General features: G+C 68.9%; 17 protein-coding genes and 1 pseudogene. 10 read left to right on the top strand and 8 right to left on the bottom strand.

The window, feature by feature from the left end:
* Positions 1-5 precede the first annotated feature (5 nt).
* Entirely contained in the window at positions 6-1,547 is a 1,542-nt protein-coding gene (locus AC5Y5V_RS08570; protein WP_499932810.1) for a PPE family protein, read from the top strand.
* A gap of 20 nt (positions 1,548-1,567) precedes the next feature.
* On the opposite strand, the gene AC5Y5V_RS08575 is transcribed toward AC5Y5V_RS08570, so the two are convergent.
* A complete protein-coding gene (locus AC5Y5V_RS08575; RefSeq protein ID WP_499932812.1) occupies positions 1,568-2,548 on the bottom strand; it encodes a quinone oxidoreductase family protein in 981 nt (326 codons plus the stop codon).
* Positions 2,549-2,567: 19 nt separating this feature from the next.
* Between AC5Y5V_RS08575 and AC5Y5V_RS08580 the strand changes: the two genes are divergently transcribed.
* Positions 2,568-3,443: a DcsG N-terminal domain-containing protein gene (locus AC5Y5V_RS08580; protein ID WP_499932814.1), complete on the top strand. Its 876-nt coding sequence runs from the start codon at positions 2,568-2,570 to the stop codon at positions 3,441-3,443.
* Here AC5Y5V_RS08580 and AC5Y5V_RS08585 read toward each other — a convergent pair.
* The 4 genes from AC5Y5V_RS08585 to mptB form a co-directional block, all read right to left on the bottom strand.
* A complete protein-coding gene (locus AC5Y5V_RS08585) occupies positions 3,384-4,331 on the bottom strand; it encodes a COX15/CtaA family protein (protein ID WP_499932966.1) in 948 nt (315 codons plus the stop codon). The two genes, AC5Y5V_RS08580 and AC5Y5V_RS08585, sit on opposite strands and share 60 nt — an antisense overlap.
* A 463-nt stretch (positions 4,332-4,794) precedes the next feature.
* A complete protein-coding gene (locus tag AC5Y5V_RS08590; protein ID WP_499932816.1) occupies positions 4,795-5,574 on the bottom strand; it encodes an ABC transporter permease in 780 nt (259 codons plus the stop codon).
* Positions 5,571-6,491 (bottom strand): ABC transporter ATP-binding protein, encoded by a 921-nt coding sequence (locus tag AC5Y5V_RS08595; RefSeq protein ID WP_499932818.1) that lies wholly within the window; start codon positions 6,489-6,491, stop codon positions 5,571-5,573. Before AC5Y5V_RS08595 ends, AC5Y5V_RS08590 begins: the two co-directional genes overlap by 4 nt.
* Complete coding sequence (gene mptB / locus AC5Y5V_RS08600) at positions 6,488-8,176, bottom strand: polyprenol phosphomannose-dependent alpha 1,6 mannosyltransferase MptB (RefSeq protein WP_499932820.1); 1,689 nt, start codon at positions 8,174-8,176, stop codon at positions 6,488-6,490. Before mptB ends, AC5Y5V_RS08595 begins: the two co-directional genes overlap by 4 nt.
* Positions 8,177-8,193: 17 nt before the next feature.
* Here mptB and AC5Y5V_RS08605 point away from each other — a divergent pair, with 17 nt between their 5' ends.
* The 7 genes and pseudogenes from AC5Y5V_RS08605 to AC5Y5V_RS08635 all read left to right on the top strand — a co-directional run bounded on the left by AC5Y5V_RS08605 (position 8,194) and on the right by AC5Y5V_RS08635 (position 15,549).
* The gene (locus tag AC5Y5V_RS08605; protein ID WP_499932968.1) at positions 8,194-9,021 is read left to right on the top strand and encodes a helix-turn-helix transcriptional regulator; all 828 of its coding nucleotides are present in this window, start codon (positions 8,194-8,196) and stop codon (positions 9,019-9,021) included.
* Positions 9,018-11,591, top strand: coding sequence for a Fe-S cluster assembly protein SufB (gene sufB, locus AC5Y5V_RS08610; protein ID WP_499932823.1), 2,574 nt, complete (start codon positions 9,018-9,020; stop codon positions 11,589-11,591). The genes AC5Y5V_RS08605 and sufB overlap by 4 nt, the downstream gene beginning before the upstream one ends.
* Positions 11,588-12,739, top strand: coding sequence for a Fe-S cluster assembly protein SufD (gene sufD, locus AC5Y5V_RS08615; protein WP_499932826.1), 1,152 nt, complete (start codon positions 11,588-11,590; stop codon positions 12,737-12,739). Before sufB ends, sufD begins: the two co-directional genes overlap by 4 nt.
* Positions 12,736-13,503 (top strand): Fe-S cluster assembly ATPase SufC, encoded by a 768-nt coding sequence (sufC, locus tag AC5Y5V_RS08620; protein ID WP_499932828.1) that lies wholly within the window; start codon positions 12,736-12,738, stop codon positions 13,501-13,503. Before sufD ends, sufC begins: the two co-directional genes overlap by 4 nt.
* Positions 13,504-13,505: 2 nt before the next feature.
* A complete protein-coding gene (locus AC5Y5V_RS08625; RefSeq protein WP_499932830.1) occupies positions 13,506-14,741 on the top strand; it encodes a cysteine desulfurase in 1,236 nt (411 codons plus the stop codon).
* Positions 14,738-15,221, top strand: a pseudogene (sufU, locus tag AC5Y5V_RS08630) (Fe-S cluster assembly sulfur transfer protein SufU); the annotation flags it as partial. The gene AC5Y5V_RS08625 and the pseudogene sufU, both read left to right, overlap by 4 nt.
* Complete coding sequence (locus AC5Y5V_RS08635) at positions 15,202-15,549, top strand: metal-sulfur cluster assembly factor (RefSeq protein ID WP_499932833.1); 348 nt, start codon at positions 15,202-15,204, stop codon at positions 15,547-15,549. The pseudogene sufU and the gene AC5Y5V_RS08635, both read left to right, overlap by 20 nt.
* Positions 15,550-15,652: 103 nt before the next feature.
* Here the strand turns inward: AC5Y5V_RS08635 and AC5Y5V_RS08640 are convergent, their stop codons facing one another.
* The 3 genes from AC5Y5V_RS08640 to AC5Y5V_RS08650 all read right to left on the bottom strand — a co-directional run bounded on the left by AC5Y5V_RS08640 (position 15,653) and on the right by AC5Y5V_RS08650 (position 19,437).
* Positions 15,653-16,456 (bottom strand): DUF5666 domain-containing protein, encoded by an 804-nt coding sequence (locus AC5Y5V_RS08640; RefSeq protein ID WP_499932836.1) that lies wholly within the window; start codon positions 16,454-16,456, stop codon positions 15,653-15,655.
* A gap of 71 nt (positions 16,457-16,527) precedes the next feature.
* Positions 16,528-18,360 (bottom strand): acyl-CoA dehydrogenase, encoded by a 1,833-nt coding sequence (locus AC5Y5V_RS08645; RefSeq protein WP_499932970.1) that lies wholly within the window; start codon positions 18,358-18,360, stop codon positions 16,528-16,530.
* 114 nt (positions 18,361-18,474) lie between these two features.
* Positions 18,475-19,437 carry an SPFH domain-containing protein gene (locus AC5Y5V_RS08650; protein WP_499932838.1) on the bottom strand — a complete coding sequence of 321 codons (963 nt, stop codon included), beginning with the start codon at positions 19,435-19,437 and terminating at the stop codon, positions 18,475-18,477.
* 247 nt (positions 19,438-19,684) lie between these two features.
* Here AC5Y5V_RS08650 and AC5Y5V_RS08655 point away from each other — a divergent pair, with 247 nt between their 5' ends.
* Positions 19,685-21,640, top strand: coding sequence for a heavy metal translocating P-type ATPase (locus tag AC5Y5V_RS08655; protein WP_499932842.1), 1,956 nt, complete (start codon positions 19,685-19,687; stop codon positions 21,638-21,640).
* The last annotated feature ends 116 nt before the right edge of the window (positions 21,641-21,756 follow it).

Here is a 21,756-nt window from a genome sequence, read left to right on the forward strand (position 1 = left end):
TGACGATGACCGCGCCCCTCTGGATGGCATCGCCTCCGGAGGTACATTCGGCGTCGCTGAGTACTGGGCCCGGGCCCGGGCCGTTGTTGGCCGCGGCCGGGGCATGGGACTCGTTGAGCGCCGAATATGCCTCGATAGCAGACGAACTCAGCGCCCTGTTGGCGTCCGTGGACAGCGGGGCGTGGCAGGGCCCCAGCGCCCAGGCCTACGCCGCGTCGCACGCGCCCTACCTGGGGTGGCTCACCCTGGCCAGTGCGAACAGCGCTGCCGCGGCCGCTCGGCACGAGGCGGTGGCCGTGGCCTACGCCGCCGCGCTGGCGGCCATGCCGACGCTGGCCGAGCTGTCCGCCAACCACGTCCTGCACGGCGTGCTGGTCGCGACCAACTTCTTCGGCCTCAACACCATTCCGATCGCACTCAACGAGGCCGACTACGTCCGGATGTGGATTCAGGCCGCCACCGCGATGGCGACGTATCAGGCCGCCTCCGACGCGGCGGTCGCGTCGGCCCCACAGAGCACTCCGGCGCCGCGGATCCTGCAGTCCGAAGCGCAAACGTCGGCGGCCACCACCTCGCCGCAGCAGCTGCCGCGGGTCGTCTTCCAGCAGCTGCTGCGGCTGATCGGACTGGACTGGGATCCCGCCAACGGCACCCTCAACGGGATCCCGTACGCCTCGTACACGCCGGCCCAGTACGGCTACTGGGTGTCCCGGCTCTTCCTGTACATGCAGGATTTCGGGGGTCTGGGGGACTGGCTGCAGCTACTGCTCAACAATCCGGTGGCGGCCCTGCAGTCCCTCGCCGGCATCACCCCGGCGCAGATGATCACCTATCTGGTGGCGCATCCGGTGCTGGCCGCCGCGATCGCGTCGTCGCCGCTGTGGTCGATGCTGTCGACGCTGCCCAGCATCGGGGCGGTCTCCGGCCTGGCGGCGCTGGCCGCGCTGGCCGGCCTGCCCGCGGCCGCGCCGTCCGCCGCGACGGTGCTGGGCCCCGTCGTCGCGGTGTCTACCGCGGCTGGGGCCCCCGTCAGCGTGGCTCCCGCGCTCGCCGGCGCGACCGCCGCCGGCGCGCCACCCAGCGTCCCGACATCCACGGCGAGCACGGTCGCGAGCCCGTCGCCGCCGTCCGCACCGCCGTCGGGTCCGGCCGGCCCCGGGTTCATGCCCTACGCGGTGGGCGGCGGCCCCGGCCTCGGGTTCGGCTCGGGCGGGCGTCATGTCGTCGGCGCCAGCGCGCGGGCGAAGGCGCCGGAGTCGGACAGCGCGGCCGTCGCGGCTTCCAGCGCCGAACGCCGCAAGGCGCGGAAGCGGCGACGGGAGCAGGGCGCGCTGCACGACTACGCCGACGCATACGCGGACCTGGACGACGCCGTCGACCCGGGTGGGACCGTGGCCTCGGATTCGGCGGCGGGGCAGCTGGGGTTCGCGGGGACCGTGCCGACGGAGACGGAACAAGCCGCGGGACTGACCGTGCTGACCGGCGACGAATTCGGCGGTGGCCCGCGAGTTCCGCTGATCCCCGGGAGCTGGGATCCCCCGCGCTAAGGGTGCTCGGCGGGGAAACGCTAGGGCAGCAGCACGACGGAGCCAGTCGTCTTGCGGCCTTCCAGGTCCTCGTGGGCGCGACGCGCATCGGACAGTGGGTAGCGTCCGCCGACCTCGACGGTGACGGCTCCGCTGCTGATCACGTCGAACAGTTCGGCGGCCCGCCAGCTGAATTCCTCGCCGCCGCGGATGAAGTGCGCCAGCGAGGGCCGCGTCAGGTACACCGAACCTGCGTAGTTGAGTCGCTGCGGGTCGACGGGCGGGACGGGTCCGCTGGCGGCGCCGAACAACGCCAGCGTCCCGCGCACGGCCAGGCTGGCCAGGCTGGCGTCGAACGTCGTTGCGCCGACGCCGTCGTACACTGCGGCCACCCCGACGCCCCCGGTCAGCGCCCGGACCTGGCCGCCGAACGCGCCGGCGTCGGTGGGGTAGCGCAGCACCTCCGCGGCGCCGGCCTCGCGGGAAAGTCGTTCCTTCTCCGGAGTCGAAACGGTTGTGATAACCCGCGCGCCCAGGTAGGTCGCCCACTGCGTCAGGATCAGCCCGACGCCGCCCGCCCCGGCGTGCACCAGCACGGCGTCGCCGCTTTGCACCGGATACACGGACTTCAGCAGGTAATGCGCGGTCAGGCCCTTCAGCAGCGCCGACGCCGCCACATCGGAGGGCACGCTGTCGGGCACCTTCGCCGTCAAAAACGCCGGGGCGGTGCAGAATTCGGCGTAGCCTCCGTTGGCCGAGGCGCTGATCACCCGGTCGCCGACGGCCAGGCCGCCGCCGTCGTCGCCGTCCCCGAGGGCGACGACCGTGCCGCACACCTCGGAGCCGACCACGAACGGCAGTGGGCGCGGGTATTGCCCTGAGCGGAAATAGGTGTCGATGAAGTTGACGCCGATCGCCTCGGCCTCGATCAGTACCTCGCCGTGCCCGGGGGCGGGTTGCGGGATCTCGACGTAGCGCAGGACATCGGGTCCGCCGGTTTCGGAAACTTCGATCGCATGCATGCGGATATCATGCCCGGCAATGAAACTTGCCCGCCCAGACACCTTCCATCCCCGCATCGTGCTGGCCGGTTGTCCGCAACGGGTCGCCGGCGACGGCGATGATGCCGGGCTGGTCCCGGCGCTGCGACACCGCGGTCTGCACGCGCACTGGCTGTCCTGGGACGATCCCGAAGTCAGCCGCGCGGATCTGGTAATCCTGCGCGCCACGGCCGATTTCGCTGACCGGCTGGGCGAGTTTTTGGCCTGGACGCTCAGCGTCAAGAACCTGCTCAACGCGCCCGGCGCGGTGGCCTGGAACGCCGACCGCCGCTATCTGGACGACCTGGCCGGCCAGGACGTCCCGACGGTGCCCGGTGAGACCTTCGCGCCGGGGGAGCGGGTCCGCTGGCCGCGCTCGGGCCAGGTGTACGTCAGCGCCACCATCGGCCCGGGCGCGCGGCGCTGCACTGACCGCTCCGCGGCCGCCAAGCGCGTCGCCGAACTGCACGACGCCGGCCGCAGCGTGTTGGTACAGCCCTGCGGTTCGGCTCCCGAGACCGCGCTCGTCTTCCTGTGCGGCGAGCCGTCGCACGCCTTCACGCAAAAGGGCGGAGCGCTGCGGCAGACGGACCCCGACTTCGAGATCTGGGACGTCGGCGCCGCCGCGCTGACCGCCGCGGCGCGCCAGGTCAGCATCGACCCGAGTGAGCTGCTCTACGCGCGGGCGCATGTCGTCGGCGGACCTGACGACGCGCGGCTGCTCGAGCTGCAGCTGGTGGAGCCGTCGCTGGGGTGGCTGAGCCTGGACGACGAAACCCGCGACCTCGCCCAGCGCGAGTTCGCGCTGGGCGTCGAGTCAGCCCTGGAGCGGCTCGGCCTCGGCCCGTTCTCGCATCGGAGCCCGTTCGCGCAGTGACGCCCACAGCGCGGCGGTGGCCGCGGTGCACGCCGCGGCGCCGGCCACGTGCAGGGCGACCAGGGCGGGCGGGACCCCGGCGAAGTACTGCGTCGTGCCGACGGCGGCCTGCGCGAAAACGAGGGCCACCAGGACGGCCAGTCGCAGCAGCACGGGCTTGCCGGCGTGCACGGCCAGCAGTCCGAACCCCAGCCCGACCAGCAGGGCGAGGTAGGACACCAGCAGCGACGAGTGCATGTGCACCAGGGTGGTGATCTCGTCTTCCAGCCGCGGCACGGTCCGGCTGGGGCTTTTGTCGCCGGCGTGCGGTCCGGCCGCGGTCACCAGCGTGCCGGTCACTAGCACGGCGGCCAGGTTGAGCGCGCTGAGTGCGGTGAGCGCCCGTAGTGGCCTGGCCACCCGCCGCTGCACCACGCCGTCGTCGGGTTCGCCGACCTTGACGTAGAGCAGCACCGACAGCCACACCATGGTCATCGACGCGAGCAGGTGGATGGCCACCGTCCACCACAGCAGCCCCGTGCGCACGGTGATGCCGCCGATCACGGCCTGCACGACCGTCGAGGCGGGCATCAGCCAGGCATAGACCAGCACCTCGGTGCGGCGGCGGGCCCGGGTGACGGCCAGCACGGCCAGCGCGGCGGTGATGACGACGGCGAAGGTGATCATCCGGTTGCCGAATTCGACCGCCTGGTGGATCCGCGGCACCTCGGCGACCGCGACCGGGACGAAGCTGCCCGGGAAGCACTGCGGCCATGTGGGGCAGCCCAGTCCGGACGCGGTGACGCGGACGATGGCGCCGGTCACGGCGATGCCGCCCTGCGTCAGGATGACGGCCGCGGCGATCGCCCGCTGGACCCGGAGGCTGGGGTCGGGGAGCAGGTCCACCAACCGCAGCAGCGTTCTTCCGACGGGCACCGGTCGATCGTAGCGATAACTACGTTGCGTAGTAGAAACGGGCGTGGGGGCGCGTGGGCTGGGGCGCGTGGGCTGGGGCGCGTGGGCTGGGGCGCGTGGGCGGGTTGAGGCGGGTTGAGTCTGCGTCTACTGCGGAGAAGTTCGAGTGGCGGCCGCAGTGAGCGCAGAGTGAACTCGGCGGGCGACGGGCTGGGGCGCGTGGGCGGGTTGAGTCTGCGTCTACTGCGGAGAAGTTCGAGTGGGGGCCGCAGTGAGCGCAGAGTGAACGGGGCGGCGACGGGCTGGGGCGCGTGGGCGGGTTGAGTCTGCGTCTACTGCGGAGAAGTTCGAGTGGGGGCCGCAGTGAGCGCAGAGTGAACGGGGCGGCGGCGGGAAGGCCCAGGCCCAGGCCCAGGCCCAGGCCCAGGCCCAGGCCCACCAAGCAAGCCCCGCGCGCTCAGGTGAAGCGGAACCAGCGCAGCGCGGCCAGCGCGGCCAGCGCGCCCCACACCGTCAGGACGACGATCCCGAACCAGTCCACCGACAGCGTCATCGCCTGCGACAGCGCCTCGGTGAGGGCTCCGGACGGCGTGAGGCGGGCGGCCCACTTGACCGCCGTCGGGACCATGCGCGTCTCGAGGGTCAGCGCGCCGAATCCGGCGAAGATGAACCACATCAGGTTCGCCACGGCGAGGACGATCTCGGCCTTCAGCGTGCCGCCCAGCAGCAGGCCCAACGCGGCGAAACCCGCGGTGCCCAGCGCGATCACCACGCCCCCCAGCGCCAACGCCGCCAACGACGGCCGCCAGTGCAGCGCAAAGCCGATGGCGCCCAGGATCACCGACTGCAGGAACACCGTGATGACTACCGCCAGCGACTTGCCGGCGATGATCCCCCAGACCGGCAGCGGTGTGGCCCCGAGCCGCTTCAACGCCCCGTAGCGGCGATCGAACGCGACCGCAATGGCCTGGCCGGTGAACGCCGTGGAGATGACCGCCAGCGCCATGATGGCCGGGACGAACGTGGCCGCGCGGTCGTGGCCGAACGAACCGAACGGCAGCAGCGTGAGCCCCACCAGCAGCGTGATCGGGATGAACATGGTCAGCAGCAGTTGCTCGCCGTTGCGCAGCAGCAGCTTCAGCTCGAGGTTGACCTGGGCGGCCAGCATCTTGGACACCGCGTTGGGGCGTGGGTCGGGGGTGAAGGTGCCCGCGGGGAACACGCTCGGTTCGGTCACGACCGCAACTTCCTGCCGGTGAGGTCGAGGAACACGTCCTCGAGGCTGCGCTGCTCGACGCGCATATCGGTGGCGAGCACGTTGATCTGCGCGCACCAAGCCGTCACGGTCGCCAGCACCTGCGGGTCTACCCGGCCTGCCACCAGGTACTCACCGGGGGTCACCTCGGTGGCGCTGTAATCCTCCGGCAGCGCGGTGGACAACAGGGACAGGTCGAGCCGTGGCGGCGCGGTGAACCGTAACTGGTCCTTCGCGCCGGAACGCATCAGCTCCGTCGGGGTACCCGCGGCGACGGTCACGCCGTTGTCGATGATGACCAGTCGGTCGGCGAGTTCCTCGGCCTCCTTGAGCTGGTGGGTGGTGAGCACGACGGTCACGCCGTCGCGCCGCAGCGCGTCGATCAGCTCCCAGACCAGCAGCCGGGCGTGGGCGTCCATGCCGGCGGTGGGCTCGTCGAGGAACACCAGCTCGGGGCGGCCGACCAGCGCGCAGGCCAGCGCGAGCCGCTGCTGCTGCCCGCCGGAGAGCCGCCGATAGGTGGTGCGCGCGGCGTCGGTGAGGCCCAGGGTGTCCAGCAGCCACTGCGGGTCCAGCGGGTCGGCGGCGTAGGCGGCCACGAGGTTCAGCATTTCGCCGGCGCGCGCGGCGGGATAGCCGCCCCCGCCCTGCAGCATGACCCCGATCCGCGGGCGCAGCCGGGCGTTGTCGGCGATGGGGTCCAGACCGAGCACCTCGATGGTCCCGGCGTCCGGTCGCACGAAGCCCTCGCACATCTCGACCGTCGTCGTCTTTCCGGCGCCGTTAGGGCCCAGCAGGGCCAGCACCTCGGCGGCGTGCACGTCCAGATCGAGGTCGGCGACGGCCTTGGTGCTCCCGTATTGCTTGCTGACACCACGCAGCCGCACGACCGAGCTCACGTGGAATCAGCGTAGGCGTCGGGTGCCGGCTCCGGTTTCGGGGCCTGCGGTTGGGGCGGCGCCGGGCCTCCGGCCGGGCTCCCGACCGCGACCGTCGTGAGCGCGCGCCATGGCAGCCGGCGATAGGTGACCGCGATGAGCGCGACGACGATGACCGTGCTGGCCAGCGTGGCGTCGACGATCTGGAACAGCGCGAAGCGGTCGCCGTTGGCGGTCGGCCCGAAGATGCCCACCACCAGCGTCACAACGATCGCCGCGACCCGGAAGCCGGTACGGGTCGCCCAGGCGGCCAGCGGAATGATTGCCCACAGCAGATACCACGGCTGCACGACGGGAAACAGCAGCACCGTGACACCCAGCGCGACGCCCAGCCCGCCGATCGGGTGTAGCCGGCCGCGGAAGACCGCCAGCAGCAGCCAGCAGACCATCACCATGATGATCAGCACGCCGATGGCGCGGGTGAGCGACAACACCGCGGTGGTGTGGTCGCCCAAGCCCAGCAGGATCCCGACCTGCCCGGTGCCCAGCGCCAGCAGCGTCGGCGGGGACATCCAGCTGCGCACCACGTTGGCCGTGCCCAGCGTGTAGATCCACCCGAAACCGAGCCCGCTGATCCAGCCCACGACGGCCATCACCGACAACGCCAAGGCCGACATCGCGGCGCCGGAGAGCAGCAGCGCCTTGAAAGTGCCCCCGCAGCGGTAGGCCAGCGCCATCGTGACGAACCCCAGCGCCAGCAGCGACGGCAGCTTCACCTGCGACGACAGCACGATCAGGATCGCGCCCGCCGCCAGCATGCCCAGCGGTTCCCAATCCGGGCCGACCCGCCACGACGTGGGCATCAGCCGCGGCGAGTCCAGGCCGCGCAGCGCGAACTCGGCGCCGCTCAGCATCAGACCGAGCATCAGCGCCTCGTTATGGATGCCGGCGACCAGATGCATGATCAGCAGGGGGTTGGCCGCGCCCAGCCACAGCGCGCTGACCTCCGCGACGCCGCAGCGCCGCGCCAGCCGCGGCACCGCCCACACGATCAGGCTCACACCGAACAGCACCACCAGCCGGTGGCACAGGACGGCGGCGACGATGTTGTCCCCTGTGAGGGCGGAGATGCCGCGCCCGATCCACAGGAACATCGGCCCGTAGGGCGCCGGCGTCTCGCGCCACAGGCTGGGCACCGACAGGGTGAACACGTGGCCGAGGCCCAGTCCTGACGCCGGACCCACCCGGTAGGGGTCGAGCCCTTCCAGCGAGATTTCGCTCTGGGCCAGGTAGGAATAGACGTCCTTGCTGTACATCGGCGGCGCGATCAGCAGCGGCAGTATCCACAACATCAGGGTGCGGTCCAGGTCGCCGCGGGACATCCGCCTGTCACCCAGGGCAAACCGCCCGAGCATCAACCAGGCCAGCGCCATCATGACCGCGCCGGTCGTCGTCATCGTCAGCGAGACGGTCTGGATCCGCGACGGCAGGTTGAGCAGCCGGACGCCGAACGTCGGGTCCTGCACGACCGGCCTGGCCCCGGCGCCCAGCGCCCCGATCGCCATGAGTACCGTGCCGGTAGCGCCGAAGAGGCGGGTGCGCCGCAGCGCGGTGAGCTCGGTGTCGTTGAGGGGCGAACCCACCGCCTGCTCATCGCCGTGCAGACTGGCGATCGACGAGCTCAGGGTGTGGTGGCGGGCTGCCATCAGAGCAGCGTAGCGGCATTCTCGGCAACCGCTGTTGCCCTCGTCACGTAAGGGCACCCTTGCTAGACCGATCGCCGGAATTGCGACACACTGGTGTTGTGAAAATCCAATCCGAGCTGGATGCTGCTGTGCCGGCGGCCGGTGCCGCGGGGTCGGATGGTCACACCCGCCGCGCCATCGTGCGGCTGCTGCTGGAATCGGGATCGATCACGGCCACGGAAATCGGTGACCGCCTCGGCTTGGCGCCCGCCGGCGTGCGACGTCATCTTGACGCGCTGATCGATGCCGGCGACGCCGAATCCGCACCCGCGGCGGCATGGCAGACGGTGGGGCGCGGGCGACCCGCCAAGCGTTACCGGCTGACCAGCGCCGGTCGGGCCAAGCTGGACCACTCGTATGACGACTTGGCGTCGGCCGCGATACGCCAATTGCGTGAACTCGGCGGTGACGACGCGGTCAAGCTGTTTGCCCGTCGTCGCATCGACACGATCCTGGCCGACGTCGCCCCGGCCGACGGCTCGGACGAGGCGGCCGTGGAAGCCGCGGCCGAGCGGATCGCCGGCGCATTGACCCAGGCCGGCTACGTCGCCACCACGACCCGCGTGGGCGGGCCGATACACGGTGTGCAAATCTGCCAGCACCACTGCCCAGTGTCCCATGTTGCCGAGGAATTCCCGGAGTTGTGCGAGGCCGAGCAGCAGGCCATGGCCGAAGTGCTCGGCACCCATGTCCAGTTGTTGGCGACGATCGTCAACGGCGATTGCGCCTGCACCACCCATGTGCCACTCATCCCGGCGCCCAGCCCGCGCCCAGCCACCACAAGCACCAAAGGAGCGTCCGCATGACACTCGAAGCCGCACGTCCCGCTGAGCCGCTGACCCAGGACGAGGCGATCGCCTCGCTGGGCAATTACGGCTACGGCTGGTCGGACTCCGACGTCGCGGGCGCGAGCGCCCAGCGCGGCCTGTCCGAGGCCGTCGTCCGCGATATCTCGGGGAAGAAGAGCGAGCCGGAGTGGATGCTGAACACCCGGCTCAAGGCGCTGCGCATCTTCGACCGCAAGCCGATGCCGAACTGGGGTTCCAACCTCGAGGGCATCGACTTCGACAACATCAAGTACTTCGTGCGCTCGACGGAAAAGCAGGCGGCGTCGTGGGACGAGCTGCCCGAGGACATCCGCAACACCTATGACCGGCTGGGAATTCCTGAAGCGGAAAAGCAACGGCTGGTGGCTGGTGTGGCCGCACAGTACGAATGCCTCGCCGGTGACACGTTGGTGTGGACGGCCAACCGCGGCGAGGTCGCGATCAAGGAGATCGAATACGGCGACCGCGTGTTCGCCTACGACGAGATGACCGAGCGCTTCGTCGTGGCGCCGGTCAAGGCCGCCGCGCAGACGGACACCCGCCTGACGCACCGGATCACGACGACACGGCGCAGCATCCGCGCGACCGACAACCACCCGATGCTGGTGCTGCGTGACGAGCGCAAGGAAGGTCGGCAGCGCGCCCGCTATGCCCGGCGTTGGGTGACCGTCGGGGAACTCAAGGCGGGCGACTTCATCGCCGTTCCTCGTCAGCTGCCGGAATTCGGTGTCGCGGCTGAACTTCCGACTGTTTCCGGATTGGCCACTCCCGCGATGAGCTCAGTCGACCTGATGTGGCTGCTGGGCCTCTACATCGGCGACGGCAATCTGCATCTCTCGACGAAGACGTATCGGATGCAACTCGCCATCCCCGCGACGGATATCGCGTTGCGGGCCGAGGTGACTCGCGTCGTCAAGGAGCTGTTCGGGCTGCGTTGCATTGCGGCCGACGAGTACCGGATCGTCGTCAACTCAAAGGCGCTGACCGAGTGGATCGTGGCGCTGGGCTTCGGCGGGCTGTCGCCGACCAAGCGCGTGCCGGACTGGGTTTACGGCCTACCTGTCGAGCAGCGGCTGGCGTTCCTCGGCGGTTGGGTGGACGCCGACGGATATGTGGGGCCGGACAACAGCGGCTCGGTCCTGCTGACCTGCGCCAACGAGCCGATGCTGCGACAGGGTCGGGAATTGGCGGAGCTATCGGGTCTCCGCGCGCGCGGGCCATGGTCCTTCACGCAGCCCTACCGGCACGCCCCGGAACGCATGCAAATCGCGTGGCGGCTAGGTATTTCCGGTGACTTCGAGCGGCTCGGCTGCCGCAATCCGAAGCGGACCGACCGCTTCGGGCGCCGCAAGTACATGCACTCGTCCAACGGCTCGCACGGGACGACGATTCGCGCCCACACCGACGACTGGCTCGGGTTCGAGCGGGTGAAGGCGATCGAGCCTTACGAGGTCGAGCCCGTGTACGACATCGAGGTGGACGGTCCGCACAACTTTGTCGCCGAAGGCTTAGTGGTGCACAACTCCGAGGTCGTCTACCACCAGATCCGTGAGGACCTGGAGGCTCAGGGCGTCATCTTCCTGGACACCGACAGCGGTTTGCGTGAACATCCCGAGATCTTCCAGCAGTATTTCGGCACGGTGATTCCGGCCGGGGACAACAAGTTCTCCGCTCTGAACACGGCGGTGTGGTCCGGCGGCAGTTTCATCTACGTCCCGCCGGGCGTGCACGTCGACATCCCGCTGCAGGCCTACTTCCGGATCAACACCGAGAACATGGGGCAGTTCGAGCGAACTCTGATCATCGTCGATGAGAACGCATACGTTCACTATATCGAGGGCTGTACCGCGCCCATCTACAAGTCGGATTCGCTGCATTCCGCGGTCGTGGAAATCATCGTAAAGCCCGGTGGCCGTTGCCGTTACACGACGATCCAGAACTGGTCGAACAACGTCTACAACCTGGTCACCAAGCGGGCCCGGGCCGAGGCGGGGGCCACGATGGAATGGGTCGACGGCAACATCGGCTCGAAGGTCACCATGAAGTACCCCGCGGTCTGGATGACCGGCGAGCACGCCAAGGGTGAGGTTTTGTCTGTGGCGTTCGCCGGTGAGGACCAGCACCAGGACACCGGCGCGAAGATGCTGCACCTGGCACCCAACACGTCGAGCAACATCGTGTCCAAGTCGGTGGCGCGCGGTGGCGGCCGCACGTCGTACCGCGGGCTGGTTCAGGTGAACAAGGGCGCGCACGGCTCCAAGTCCAGCGTGAAATGCGATGCGTTGCTGGTCGATACGGTCAGCCGCAGCGACACGTACCCCTACGTCGACATCCGCGAGGACGACGTCACGATGGGGCACGAGGCGACGGTGTCCAAGGTCAGCGATAACCAGCTGTTCTACCTGATGAGCCGCGGGCTGACCGAGGACGAGGCCATGGCGATGGTGGTGCGCGGCTTCGTGGAGCCGATCGCCAAGGAACTGCCGATGGAGTACGCGCTGGAGCTCAACCGGCTGATCGAGCTGCAGATGGAGGGCGCGGTCGGATGACAACCGCGCTAAACAAGGGGGAGTTGTTCTCCTCCTTCGATGTTGACGCGTTCGAAGTGCCGCACGGCCGCGACGAACTGTGGCGTTTCACGCCGCTCAAGCGGCTGCGCGGACTGCACGACGGGTCAGCGAAGTCGTCCGGCAGCGCGCAGATCGTCGTCGCCGAACAGCCCGGGGTGACCGTGGACACGGCGCGCCGCGGCGACGAGCGGCTCGGCCAGGGCGGCGTGCCGGCTGACCGCGTTGCGGCCCAGGCGTTCTCGTCGTTCAACTCCGCGACGGTCGTCACGGTGGGCAGGGACACGCAGGTCGCCGAGCCGGTGAACATCACCGTCACCGGGCCGGGCAAGGGTGCCACCGCGTACGGGCACCTGCAGATTCGCGTGGAGGAGCTCGGCGAGGCCGTCGTCGTCGTCGACCATCGGGGCAGCGGAACCTACGCCGACAACGTCGAATTCGTCGTCGCCGACGCCGCCCGGCTCACCGTGATCTGGATCGCCGACTGGGCTGACGACACCGTGCACGTCAGCGCCCACCACGCCCGGCTGGGCAAGGACGCGGTGCTGCGGCATGTCACCGTCACGCTCGGTGGCGAGGTGGTGCGGATTGCCGCCAACGCGCGGTTCGCCGGGCCCGGCGGCGACGCGGAGCTGCTCGGTCTGTACTTCGCCGACGACGGGCAGCACCTCGAGTCGAGGCTGCTGGTCGACCACGCGCAGCCCGACTGCCGCTCCAACGTGCTCTACAAGGGTGCGCTGCAAGGAGATCCGTCGTCTTCGCTGCCCGACGCGCATACGGTGTGGATCGGCGACGTGCTGATCCGCGCCGAGGCCACCGGCACCGACACCTTCGAGATGAACCGCAACCTGGTGCTCACCGACGGCGCCCGGGCGGATTCGGTGCCCAATCTCGAGATCGAGACCGGCGAGATCGCCGGCGCCGGGCACGCCAGCGCCACCGGGCGTTTCGACGACGAGCAACTGTTCTACCTGCGCTCCCGCGGCATCCCCGAGGAGCAGGCCCGCCGCCTGGTGATCCGCGGCTTCTTCGGCGAAATCATCTCCAAGATCGCGGTCCCCGAGGTTCGGGAACGCCTGACCGCGGCCATCGAACACGAACTCGAATTGACGGAAAAGACGGCCTCATGACCATATTGGAAATCAAAGACCTGCACGTTAGCGTCGGCGACACCGACAACGAGATCCCCATCCTCAACGGCGTCGACCTGACCGTGAAATCCGGTGAGACACATGCATTGATGGGGCCCAACGGCTCCGGCAAGTCCACGCTGTCCTACGCCATCGCCGGCCACCCCAAGTACCGGGTCACCTCGGGTTCGATCACCCTGGACGGCGCCGACGTCCTGGACATGAGCGTCGACGAGCGCGCGCGGGCCGGCGTCTTTCTGGCCATGCAGTACCCCGTCGAGGTGCCCGGCGTGTCGGTGTCGAACTTCCTGCGCTCGGCGGCCACGGCCATCCGGGGCGAGCCGCCGAAGCTGCGGCACTGGGTGAAAGAGGTCAAGGCGGCGATGGCCTCGCTCGAAATCGACCCGGCCTTCGCTGAGCGCAACGTCAACGAGGGCTTCTCCGGCGGTGAGAAGAAGCGCCACGAGATCCTGCAGCTGGAGCTGCTCAAGCCCAAGATCGCCATCCTCGACGAGACCGACTCCGGCCTGGACGTCGACGCGCTGCGGGTGGTCAGCGAGGGCGTGAACCGCTACGCCGAAGCCCAGCACGGCGGGATCCTGCTGATCACGCACTACACCCGCATCCTGCGCTACATCCATCCGGAGTACGTGCACGTGTTCGTCGGCGGCCGCATCGCCGAATCCGGCGGCTCGGAGCTGGCCGACGAGCTCGAGCAGAACGGCTACGTGCGCTTCACTCAGGCCGCTACCGCCGGAGCCTAACCATGCTGGATCTCGCTGCCATTCGGGCCGACTTCCCGATCCTCAAGCGGGTGATGCGCGGCGGTAACCAGTTGGCTTACCTGGATTCCGGTGCGACCTCGCAGCGGCCGTTGCAGGTGCTGGATGCGGAGCGGGAGTTCGTGCTCACCTCCAACGGCGGGGTGCACCGCGGCGCGCACCAGCTGATGGAGGAGGCCACCGACGCCTACGAGCAGGGCCGCGCCGACATCGCGGCGTTCGTCGGAGCCGACACCGACGAGCTGGTGTTCACCAAGAACGCCACCGAGTCGCTGAACCTCGTGTCGTATGCGCTGGGGGACAGTCGGTTCGAGCGGGCGGTCGGCCCCGGTGACGTCATCGTCACCACGGAACTGGAGCACCACGCCAACCTCGTCCCGTGGCAGGAGCTGGCTCGTCGCACCGGTGCAACCCTCAAATGGTTCGGCGTCACCGACGAGGGCCGCATCGACCTGGACTCGCTGGCGCTCGACACCAACGTCAAGATCGTCGCCTTCAGCCACCACTCGAATGTCACCGGGGCGCTGGCTCCGGTTTCCGAATTAGTCAGTCGGGCAAAGCAAGTGGGCGCGCTGACGGTGCTGGACGCCTGCCAGTCGGTGCCGCACCAACCGGTCGACCTGCACGCCCTGGACGTCGACTTCGCCGCCTTCTCCGGCCATAAGATGCTGGGGCCCAACGGCATCGGCGTGCTCTATGCCCGCCGCGACCTGCTGCCCGCCCTGCCGCCATTTCTGACCGGCGGTTCGATGATCGAAACCGTCACCATGGAGTCGTCCACCTATGCGGCCGCCCCACAGCGCTTCGAGGCGGGCACGCCGATGACCTCGCAGGTCGTCGGGTTGGCCGCCGCCGCGCGGTATTTGGGCGACATCGGCATGGCGGCCGTCGAGTCCCACGAACGCGAGTTGGTCGCCGCCGCCATCGAGGGCCTGTCCGGGATCGGCGGCGTCCGCATCGTCGGGCCCATGGCGATGACGGACCGCGGGTCGCCGGTGTCGTTCGTTGTCGACGGGGTGCACGCGCACGACGTCGGGCAGGTGCTCGACGACGACGGCGTCGCCGTGCGGGTCGGGCATCACTGCGCGCTGCCGCTGCACCGCCGGTTCGGCGTCGCGGCCACGGCGCGGGCGTCGTTCGCGGTGTACAACACGCTCGACGAGGTCGATCGCCTGGTGGCCGGCGTCCGGCGCGCGCTGGACTTTTTCGGGAGAACCTGACGTTGCGGCTCGAACAGATCTACCAGGATGTGATCCTGGACCACTACAAGCACCCGCATCACCGCGGGCTGCGCGAACCGTTCGGCGCCGAGGTGTTCCACGTCAACCCGGTCTGCGGCGACGAGGTCACGCTGCGGGTGGCGCTCTCCGGCGACGGTCTGACCGTCGCGGACATCTCCTATGACGGGCAGGGCTGTTCGATCAGTCAGGCCGCGACGTCCGTGCTGACCGAGCAGGTGATCGGGCAGAGCGTGCCGGAGGCGCTCAGGACCATCGACGCGTTCACCGAAATGGTGTCCTCCCGCGGAACCGTGCAGGGCGACGAGGATGTCCTGGGCGACGGAGTAGCGTTCGCGGGAGTGGCCAAATACCCGGCGCGGGTGAAGTGCGCGCTGCTCGGATGGATGGCTTTCAAGGATGCGCTGGCCCAGGCGAGCGCGAGCCTCGAGGAGGTTGACAAGTGAGCGAAACCGCCGCACCCGACGAAGAGTTGCTGGCCGACCTCGAAGAGGCCATGCGCGACGTCGTCGACCCGGAACTCGGGATCAACGTCGTCGACCTGGGGCTGGTCTACGGCCTGAACGTCGAGGAAGGCGACGACGGCACCGTCGCCCTGATCGACATGACGTTGACCTCGGCGGCGTGCCCGCTGACCGACGTCATCGAGGATCAGTCACGCAGCGCCTTGGTCGGCACCGGCCTGGTCAACGACTTGCGGATCAACTGGGTCTGGAACCCGCCGTGGGGACCGGACAAGATCACCGAGGACGGGCGCGAGCAGCTGCGCGCCCTCGGCTTCACCGTCTGAGCGCCGCGGGCGCTTCGCCGAGTGTGGGGGTGATGGACGCTTCCCGTCAGCGATTCCCGTCCATAAGCCCCACAGTCGAGCTGCCCCTGCGCCGGAAATCCGCCTAGTCGTGGTCGCCGCCCCGGCATCTACCGTTGTCGGCCGCGAACAGGTCGACCGTTGTCGCCTGCAGGGTTCCGCTGCCCTCCTTGGTGCCCTTCGCCGTAAGGCACTTGCCCTGAGTTATCGCCTGCGTGTTGGTCGGCGACTGCTTGGTGTACTTGGTCTTGTCGTTGACGGTCACCGCCGTCTGAGAGGTGGCGCCGCTGGCATCGGTGGTGGTGACGTTGATGGTGTTGCCCGCGACGGAGGCAACGGAGCCCTCGATCGGTCCCTTCTTCGGCTTTGACGGGCTCGGCGACGGACTTGGTGACGGGCTCGAAGACGGGCTCGGCGACGGGCTCGATGTCGGCGACTCCTTGCCCTGCGAGCACTTGCCGTCGACGGCGAGGCTGACGCGAACCGACGTCGCGGTGACCGGGTCGCCGCTGTGTCCGTGAGCAGTGGTCACGGTGACGCAACTGCCTTGGGTTACGTCGGTGAGCGCGCCCGAAGTCTCCTCGGTGACCTTCGTCGAGTCGTTGAAGTTGACCGTCGCCTTGCCCTTTTTCTTGGTGACCTGCGCGGAGTTGTTCGCCACCGACGCGATCAGCCCGATGACGCGGGCTTCGCCGGTGGGTGGCGTCGACGTCGTGGTACCGCCGGGCGGCTTGGAGGTCGGGGAGCCCGCGGTGGTGCTGGCGTTGCTCGACGACGTCGTGGTGCTCGGTGGGTTGCTCGTCGAGCTGCACGCCGCGACGGACAGTGCCGCGGCACCGGCGACCGCGATGAGGGCGACACGACGGGGTCGCGCGGTTGTGACGGACATGGTTCTCCGATCGTGAGTTGTTCTCTCGAGGATCGGGTTTACCTGATGGAGCTGTGCACAGTCTGTGTCTTTTAGAACGCTTCCTCGGGCAACCGCATGATGTCGTCGTCGATCGACTCGAGGACGGTGCGCAGCGACGCCAGCCTGGGAAGCACGTTCTTGGCGAAGAACGCCGAGGTGGCGATCTTGCCTTTGTAGAACGCCTCGTCGCCGACCGACGGCCCCTTCTCCAGCGCGGCGAGCGCGATGTCGGCCTGCTTGAGCAGCAGCCAGCCGATCAACAGGTCGCCGACGGCCAGCAGGTAGCGCACCGAGCCGAGGCCCACCTTGTAGATGTCGGTGGCGTGCTCGGCCGCGGACATCAGGTATCCGGTGAGCGCCGCCGTCATCGCGGTGACGTCCTCGAGGGCGGCTTGCAGGTGCTCGACGTGCGGCTTCAGCGACTCGTGAGCGGTGTCGATGGTGCGGGTGATCTGGGCGGTCACGTGCTGCAGGGCGCTGCCGTGGTCGCGGACGATCTTGCGGAAGAAGAAGTCCAACGCCTGGATCGCGGTGGTGCCCTCGTAGAGCGAGTCGATCTTCGAGTCGCGCAGGTACTGCTCGATGGGATAGTCGGTCAGGAAGCCCGACCCGCCGAGCGTCTGCAGCGACTCGGTCAGGACCTCCCAGGCCCGTTCCGAACTCACGCCCTTGACGATCGGCAGCAGCAGATCGTCGACCCGGTGCGCCATGCCCGGATCCGCGCCCGAAACGCGTTGTGCGACTTCGTTGTCCTGGTGCGCCGCGGCATAAAGGTAGAGCGCCCGCAGGCCCTCGGCGTAGGCCTTCTGCGTCATCAGGCTGCGCCGCACGTCGGGGTGGTGCATGATCGTGACCCGCGGCGCGGTCTTGTCGGTCATCTGCGTCAGGTCCGCGCCCTGCACCCGCTCCTTCGCGTAGGCCAGCGCGTTGAGGTAGCCCGTGGACAGCGTGCCGGCGGCCTTGACGCCGATCGTCATGCGGGCGTTCTCGATCACGGTGAACATCTGCGCGATCCCGTTGTGCTTGTCGCCCACCAGATACCCGACCGCGGGCACGTCGGTGATGCCGAACGATACCTCGCACGTCGGCGAGGACTTCAGGCCCATCTTGTGCTCCAGCCCGGTCACGAAAACCCCGTTGCGCGGGCCGAGTTCGAGCGTGTCCGGGTCGAAGAGGTAGTTCGGCACGTAGAACAGGCTCAGGCCCTTGGTGCCCGGCCCGGCCCCTTCGGGCCGCGCCAGCACGAGATGGAAGATGTTCTCCGCGGTGTCGCCGACGTCGCCGCCGGAGATGAACCGCTTGACGCCCTCGATGTGCCACGTGCCGTCGGGCTGCTCGATGGCCTTGGCCCGCGCGGCCCCGACGTCCGATCCCGCGTCGGGCTCGGTGAGCACCATGGTCGCCTGCCAGCCGCGCTCCAATCCCTCTGCGGCCCAACGCTTTTGCTGGTCATTGCCCTCGATGTAGAGCGCGCGGGCCATCGGCGGCCCCATCACGTAGAAGCACGCGGAGGCGTTGGCGGAGAAGATCATTTCCGCGACCGCCCAGGTCAGCGGCGGCGGCGCGGCGATGCCGCCGATCTCCTCGGCCAGGCCCAGGCGCCACCACCCGGCTTCCTTGATCGCGTCCACCGACTTGAGTAACTCGCCGTCGGGCAGGCCGATGCTGTTCGTCTCGGGATCGAATACCGGGGGATTGCGGTCGGCGGTGGCGTAGGAGTCGGCGATCGGCCCCTCCGCCAGGCGCGCGGCCTCGGCCAAGATCGTCCGGACCGTGTCGACGTCGAGGTCGCTGTACTGTCCGGTGCCGAGGACGGCGCCGACGTCGAGGACCTCGAACAGGTTGAACTCAAGATCACGGACGTTGGCGATGTAGTGGCCCAATGCGGTTCCCTCCACTGGCGGAAAATCGGCGCCCTAAGTGTGGTCGACTCGGGAAAACGTACGCAACCGTAACCTGCGGCTATCAGCGCTGAGCAGTCGCAAAAACGTCCAGGTCTAGTGCGGAATCTGGATCAGCGGCTGGCCGCCGATCTGACCCCAGCAACCGGCCGGATCCTTGCCGGCGCGCACCTGGTCGGTGATGCAGTTGAAGATCGCGATGCGCAGGTCCGGCGGCGGCTGGCTCGCCCGCTGCTCGGCGGCAAGGCGTTGCTGCTCTGCGGTCTTGACGTCCTGGGCGGCGTTGAGCGTTTCCTGGACCTTCTGGTTGTAGGCGTCGATCCGCTGCTGCGTGGGCGGGTCGTAGAAGATGCGGGGTATCCGCACGTCCAGGATCTCGACCTCGCTGCCCACCGCTTCCTGCAGATCGCGCTTGACCTGCGCCGCCATCGCCGGCAGGTCGGCGCCCTGCGCCGGGGCGTTCTGCTGGGGTTTGGCTCCGGGCGCGCTGGCCTGTGCGGCCGTCATGATCTGCGGGTTGAAGGTGGCGAACACCTTGGACAGCGCCACCTGGGCCTGACGGTCGACCAGTTGCTCTTTGATGGTGTTGAATACGTTGGCGCCGCCGTAGTCCTGAAACAGCTTGGGCGCGGCGCCTTCTCGGAGCCGCCAGTTCAGGTTCTCGTCCACGTAGGCGTTGCTGTTGTTGGCCAGCCGTACGTTGATGGCCGCCGGGTTCCCGTTGGATCCCAGTCCTTTGCTCGCGTCCTCGTAGCTGTTGGACTCGAACGCCTGCAGCTGAACGGCTTCGGACAGCTCGCTGAGCCTCTTCCACGGTGCGTGCCAAACGATCCCGGCCCCGTGCTCGCTCACCGGACGCCCGAATTCGGTGATGATGCCGACGTTGCGGGTGTCGACCCGGTCGTAGCTGGCGACGAGTGTCAGCAGCACGGCGAGGGTGAGAACGCCGCCGGCGGCGAAAGCGACGCTCAGCCGCGTCCGGCCCGTGAGCAGCCACGCGGCACCGGCGAGCGCCGCGAGGGCATAGAAGACGATGGCCACAACGAAAGATCCGGACATGGCTTCTCCTCTTGGTGAGCGCACCGTGGCGACATATGAATGTAGCGCTGGTCGCGCGCCCGCCGCGCAATTGGGGGAAGCGGGGTCGCGAAATCTAGCATCGTCGTTTGACGCCGCCCCCGATTGGCTTGCCGCATATGCCAATTCAATTGCATACCGCAATAAAACTGAGACATACGTAGATGTCTGCCTCTATAAGCTTTGCTTGTTCTCAGCCGAACCCCACCACCCCTGTGAGGCCGCCGGAATGACTCTCATCGCCCCGGAAGCAACCGCTCAAGAGGCTTGTCTCGATCGTGATCGAATCGCAAGGCCGTTGAGTTGGCGGGCGGCGCTGTGGACGGTGGTGTCGGTGCGATGGGCGGCCGTCGCGCTGGCGTTGTTCCTTGCCGGTCTGGCGGCCCAACTCAACGGCGCGCCCCAGAGTGTTTGGTGGACGCTGTATCTCGCCTGTTACCTGGCCGGCGGATGGGGCTCGGCGTGGGCGGGCGCGCAGGCGCTGCGAAACAAGGCGCTCGACGTGGACCTGCTGATGATCGTCGCGGCCATCGGGGCCGTCGCGATCGGGCAGATCTTCGACGGTGCGCTGCTGATCGTCATCTTCGCCACGTCCGGTGCGCTCGACGACGTCGCCACCCGCCACACCGCGGACTCCGTCCGCGGGCTGCTGGACCTGGCGCCCGAGGAAGCCGTGGTGGTCGACGGCGACGGCCGCGAGCGGGTGGTGCCGGCCGACGAGCTGGTGGTGGGGGACCGGGTGGTCGTGCGGCCGGGGGAGCGCATACCCGGCGACGGTGTCGTGGTGTCCGGCTCGTCGGAGGTGGACCAGTGCTCGATCACCGGTGAGTCGATGCCCGTCGCCAAGGGCCGCGACGACGAGGTGTTCGCCGGCACGGTCAACGGGTCGGGCGTGCTGCAGCTGGTAATCACCCGCGATCCGTCGAACTCCGTCGTCGCCCGCATCGTCGAGCTGGTGGCCGAGGCGTCGGCCACCAAGGCCCGGACGCAGCTGTTCATCGAGAAAATCGAGCAGCGCTACTCGGTCGGGGTGGTGGCGGCCACCATCGCGCTGATCGTCATTCCCCTGCTCTTCGGCGCCCACATGCAGGCGGTGCTGCTGCGCGCCATGACGTTCATGATCGTGGCGTCGCCGTGCGCCGTGGTGCTGGCCACGATGCCGCCGTTGCTGTCGGCCATCGCCAACGCCGGCCGCCACGGCGTGCTGGTCAAGTCCGCGGTCGTGGTCGAACACCTCGCCGACACCAGCATCGTGGCGCTGGACAAGACCGGAACCCTGACGTGCGGCGTGCCGCGGGTCACCACCGTCGAGCCGCTGGACGTCATCGACCGTCGCCGAGTCCTCCAATTAGCGGCTGCCGCAGAACAATCCAGCGAGCATCCGCTGGGGCGCGCCATCGTCGAGGAAGCCCGGTTGCGTGGCATCGACATCCCGGACGCCGAGGATTTCCGTGCGCTGCCGGGTCGCGGCGTGCGCGCCGCTGTCGGTCGCGACTTCGTCGAGGTCTGCAGCCCGCACAGCTATCGGGGCGCACCCGTCGCGCAACTCGCCGGGATCGTCGAGTCGGGCGCCACCGCCGCGATCGTGCTCGTCAACGGTGTCGCCGTCGGCGTGCTGGGCTTGACGGACCAGGTGCGTTCCGACGCCGCGCGGTCCGTCGCGTCGCTGACCGCGCTGACCTCCGCGCCGCCGGTGCTGCTGACGGGGGACAACGGGCTCGCCGCTCGCCGGGTGGCGCAGCAGGCCGGGATCACCGACGTGCGTGCGGCGCTGCTGCCCGAGCAGAAGGTCGAGGCGGTGCGCGCGCTGCAGGCCAGCGGTCACCGGGTCCTGGTGGTCGGCGACGGCGTCAACGACGCGCCCGCGATGGCGGCGGCCCGGACGTCGGTGGCCATGGGCGCCGGCGCCGACCTCACCCTGCAGACCGCCGACGGCGTCACCGTGCGCGACGAACTGCACACCATTCCGACCATCATCGGGCTGGCCCGGCGGGCGCGCCGGATCGTGGTCGTCAACCTGACGATCGCGGCCAGCTTCATCAGCGTCCTGGTGCTCTGGGACCTATTCGGTCAGCTGCCGCTGCCGCTGGGTGTGGCCGGCCACGAAGGGTCCACGCTGCTCGTCGCCCTGAACGGGATGCGGCTGCTGACCAACCGGTCGTGGCGGGCCGCGGCGTCCGCCTAGTGCCGGTATTTACCGCGCGGGGATTTCGCAGGGCATTCGCGCTCGGCGAGGTCACCGACGTGTTGCGGGCTGAACCTCGCCGCCGGTATTGCGGATTGCCAGCGTGAATCGGTAGG

This window comes from Mycobacterium sp. NGS68 (genome assembly GCF_059812195.1).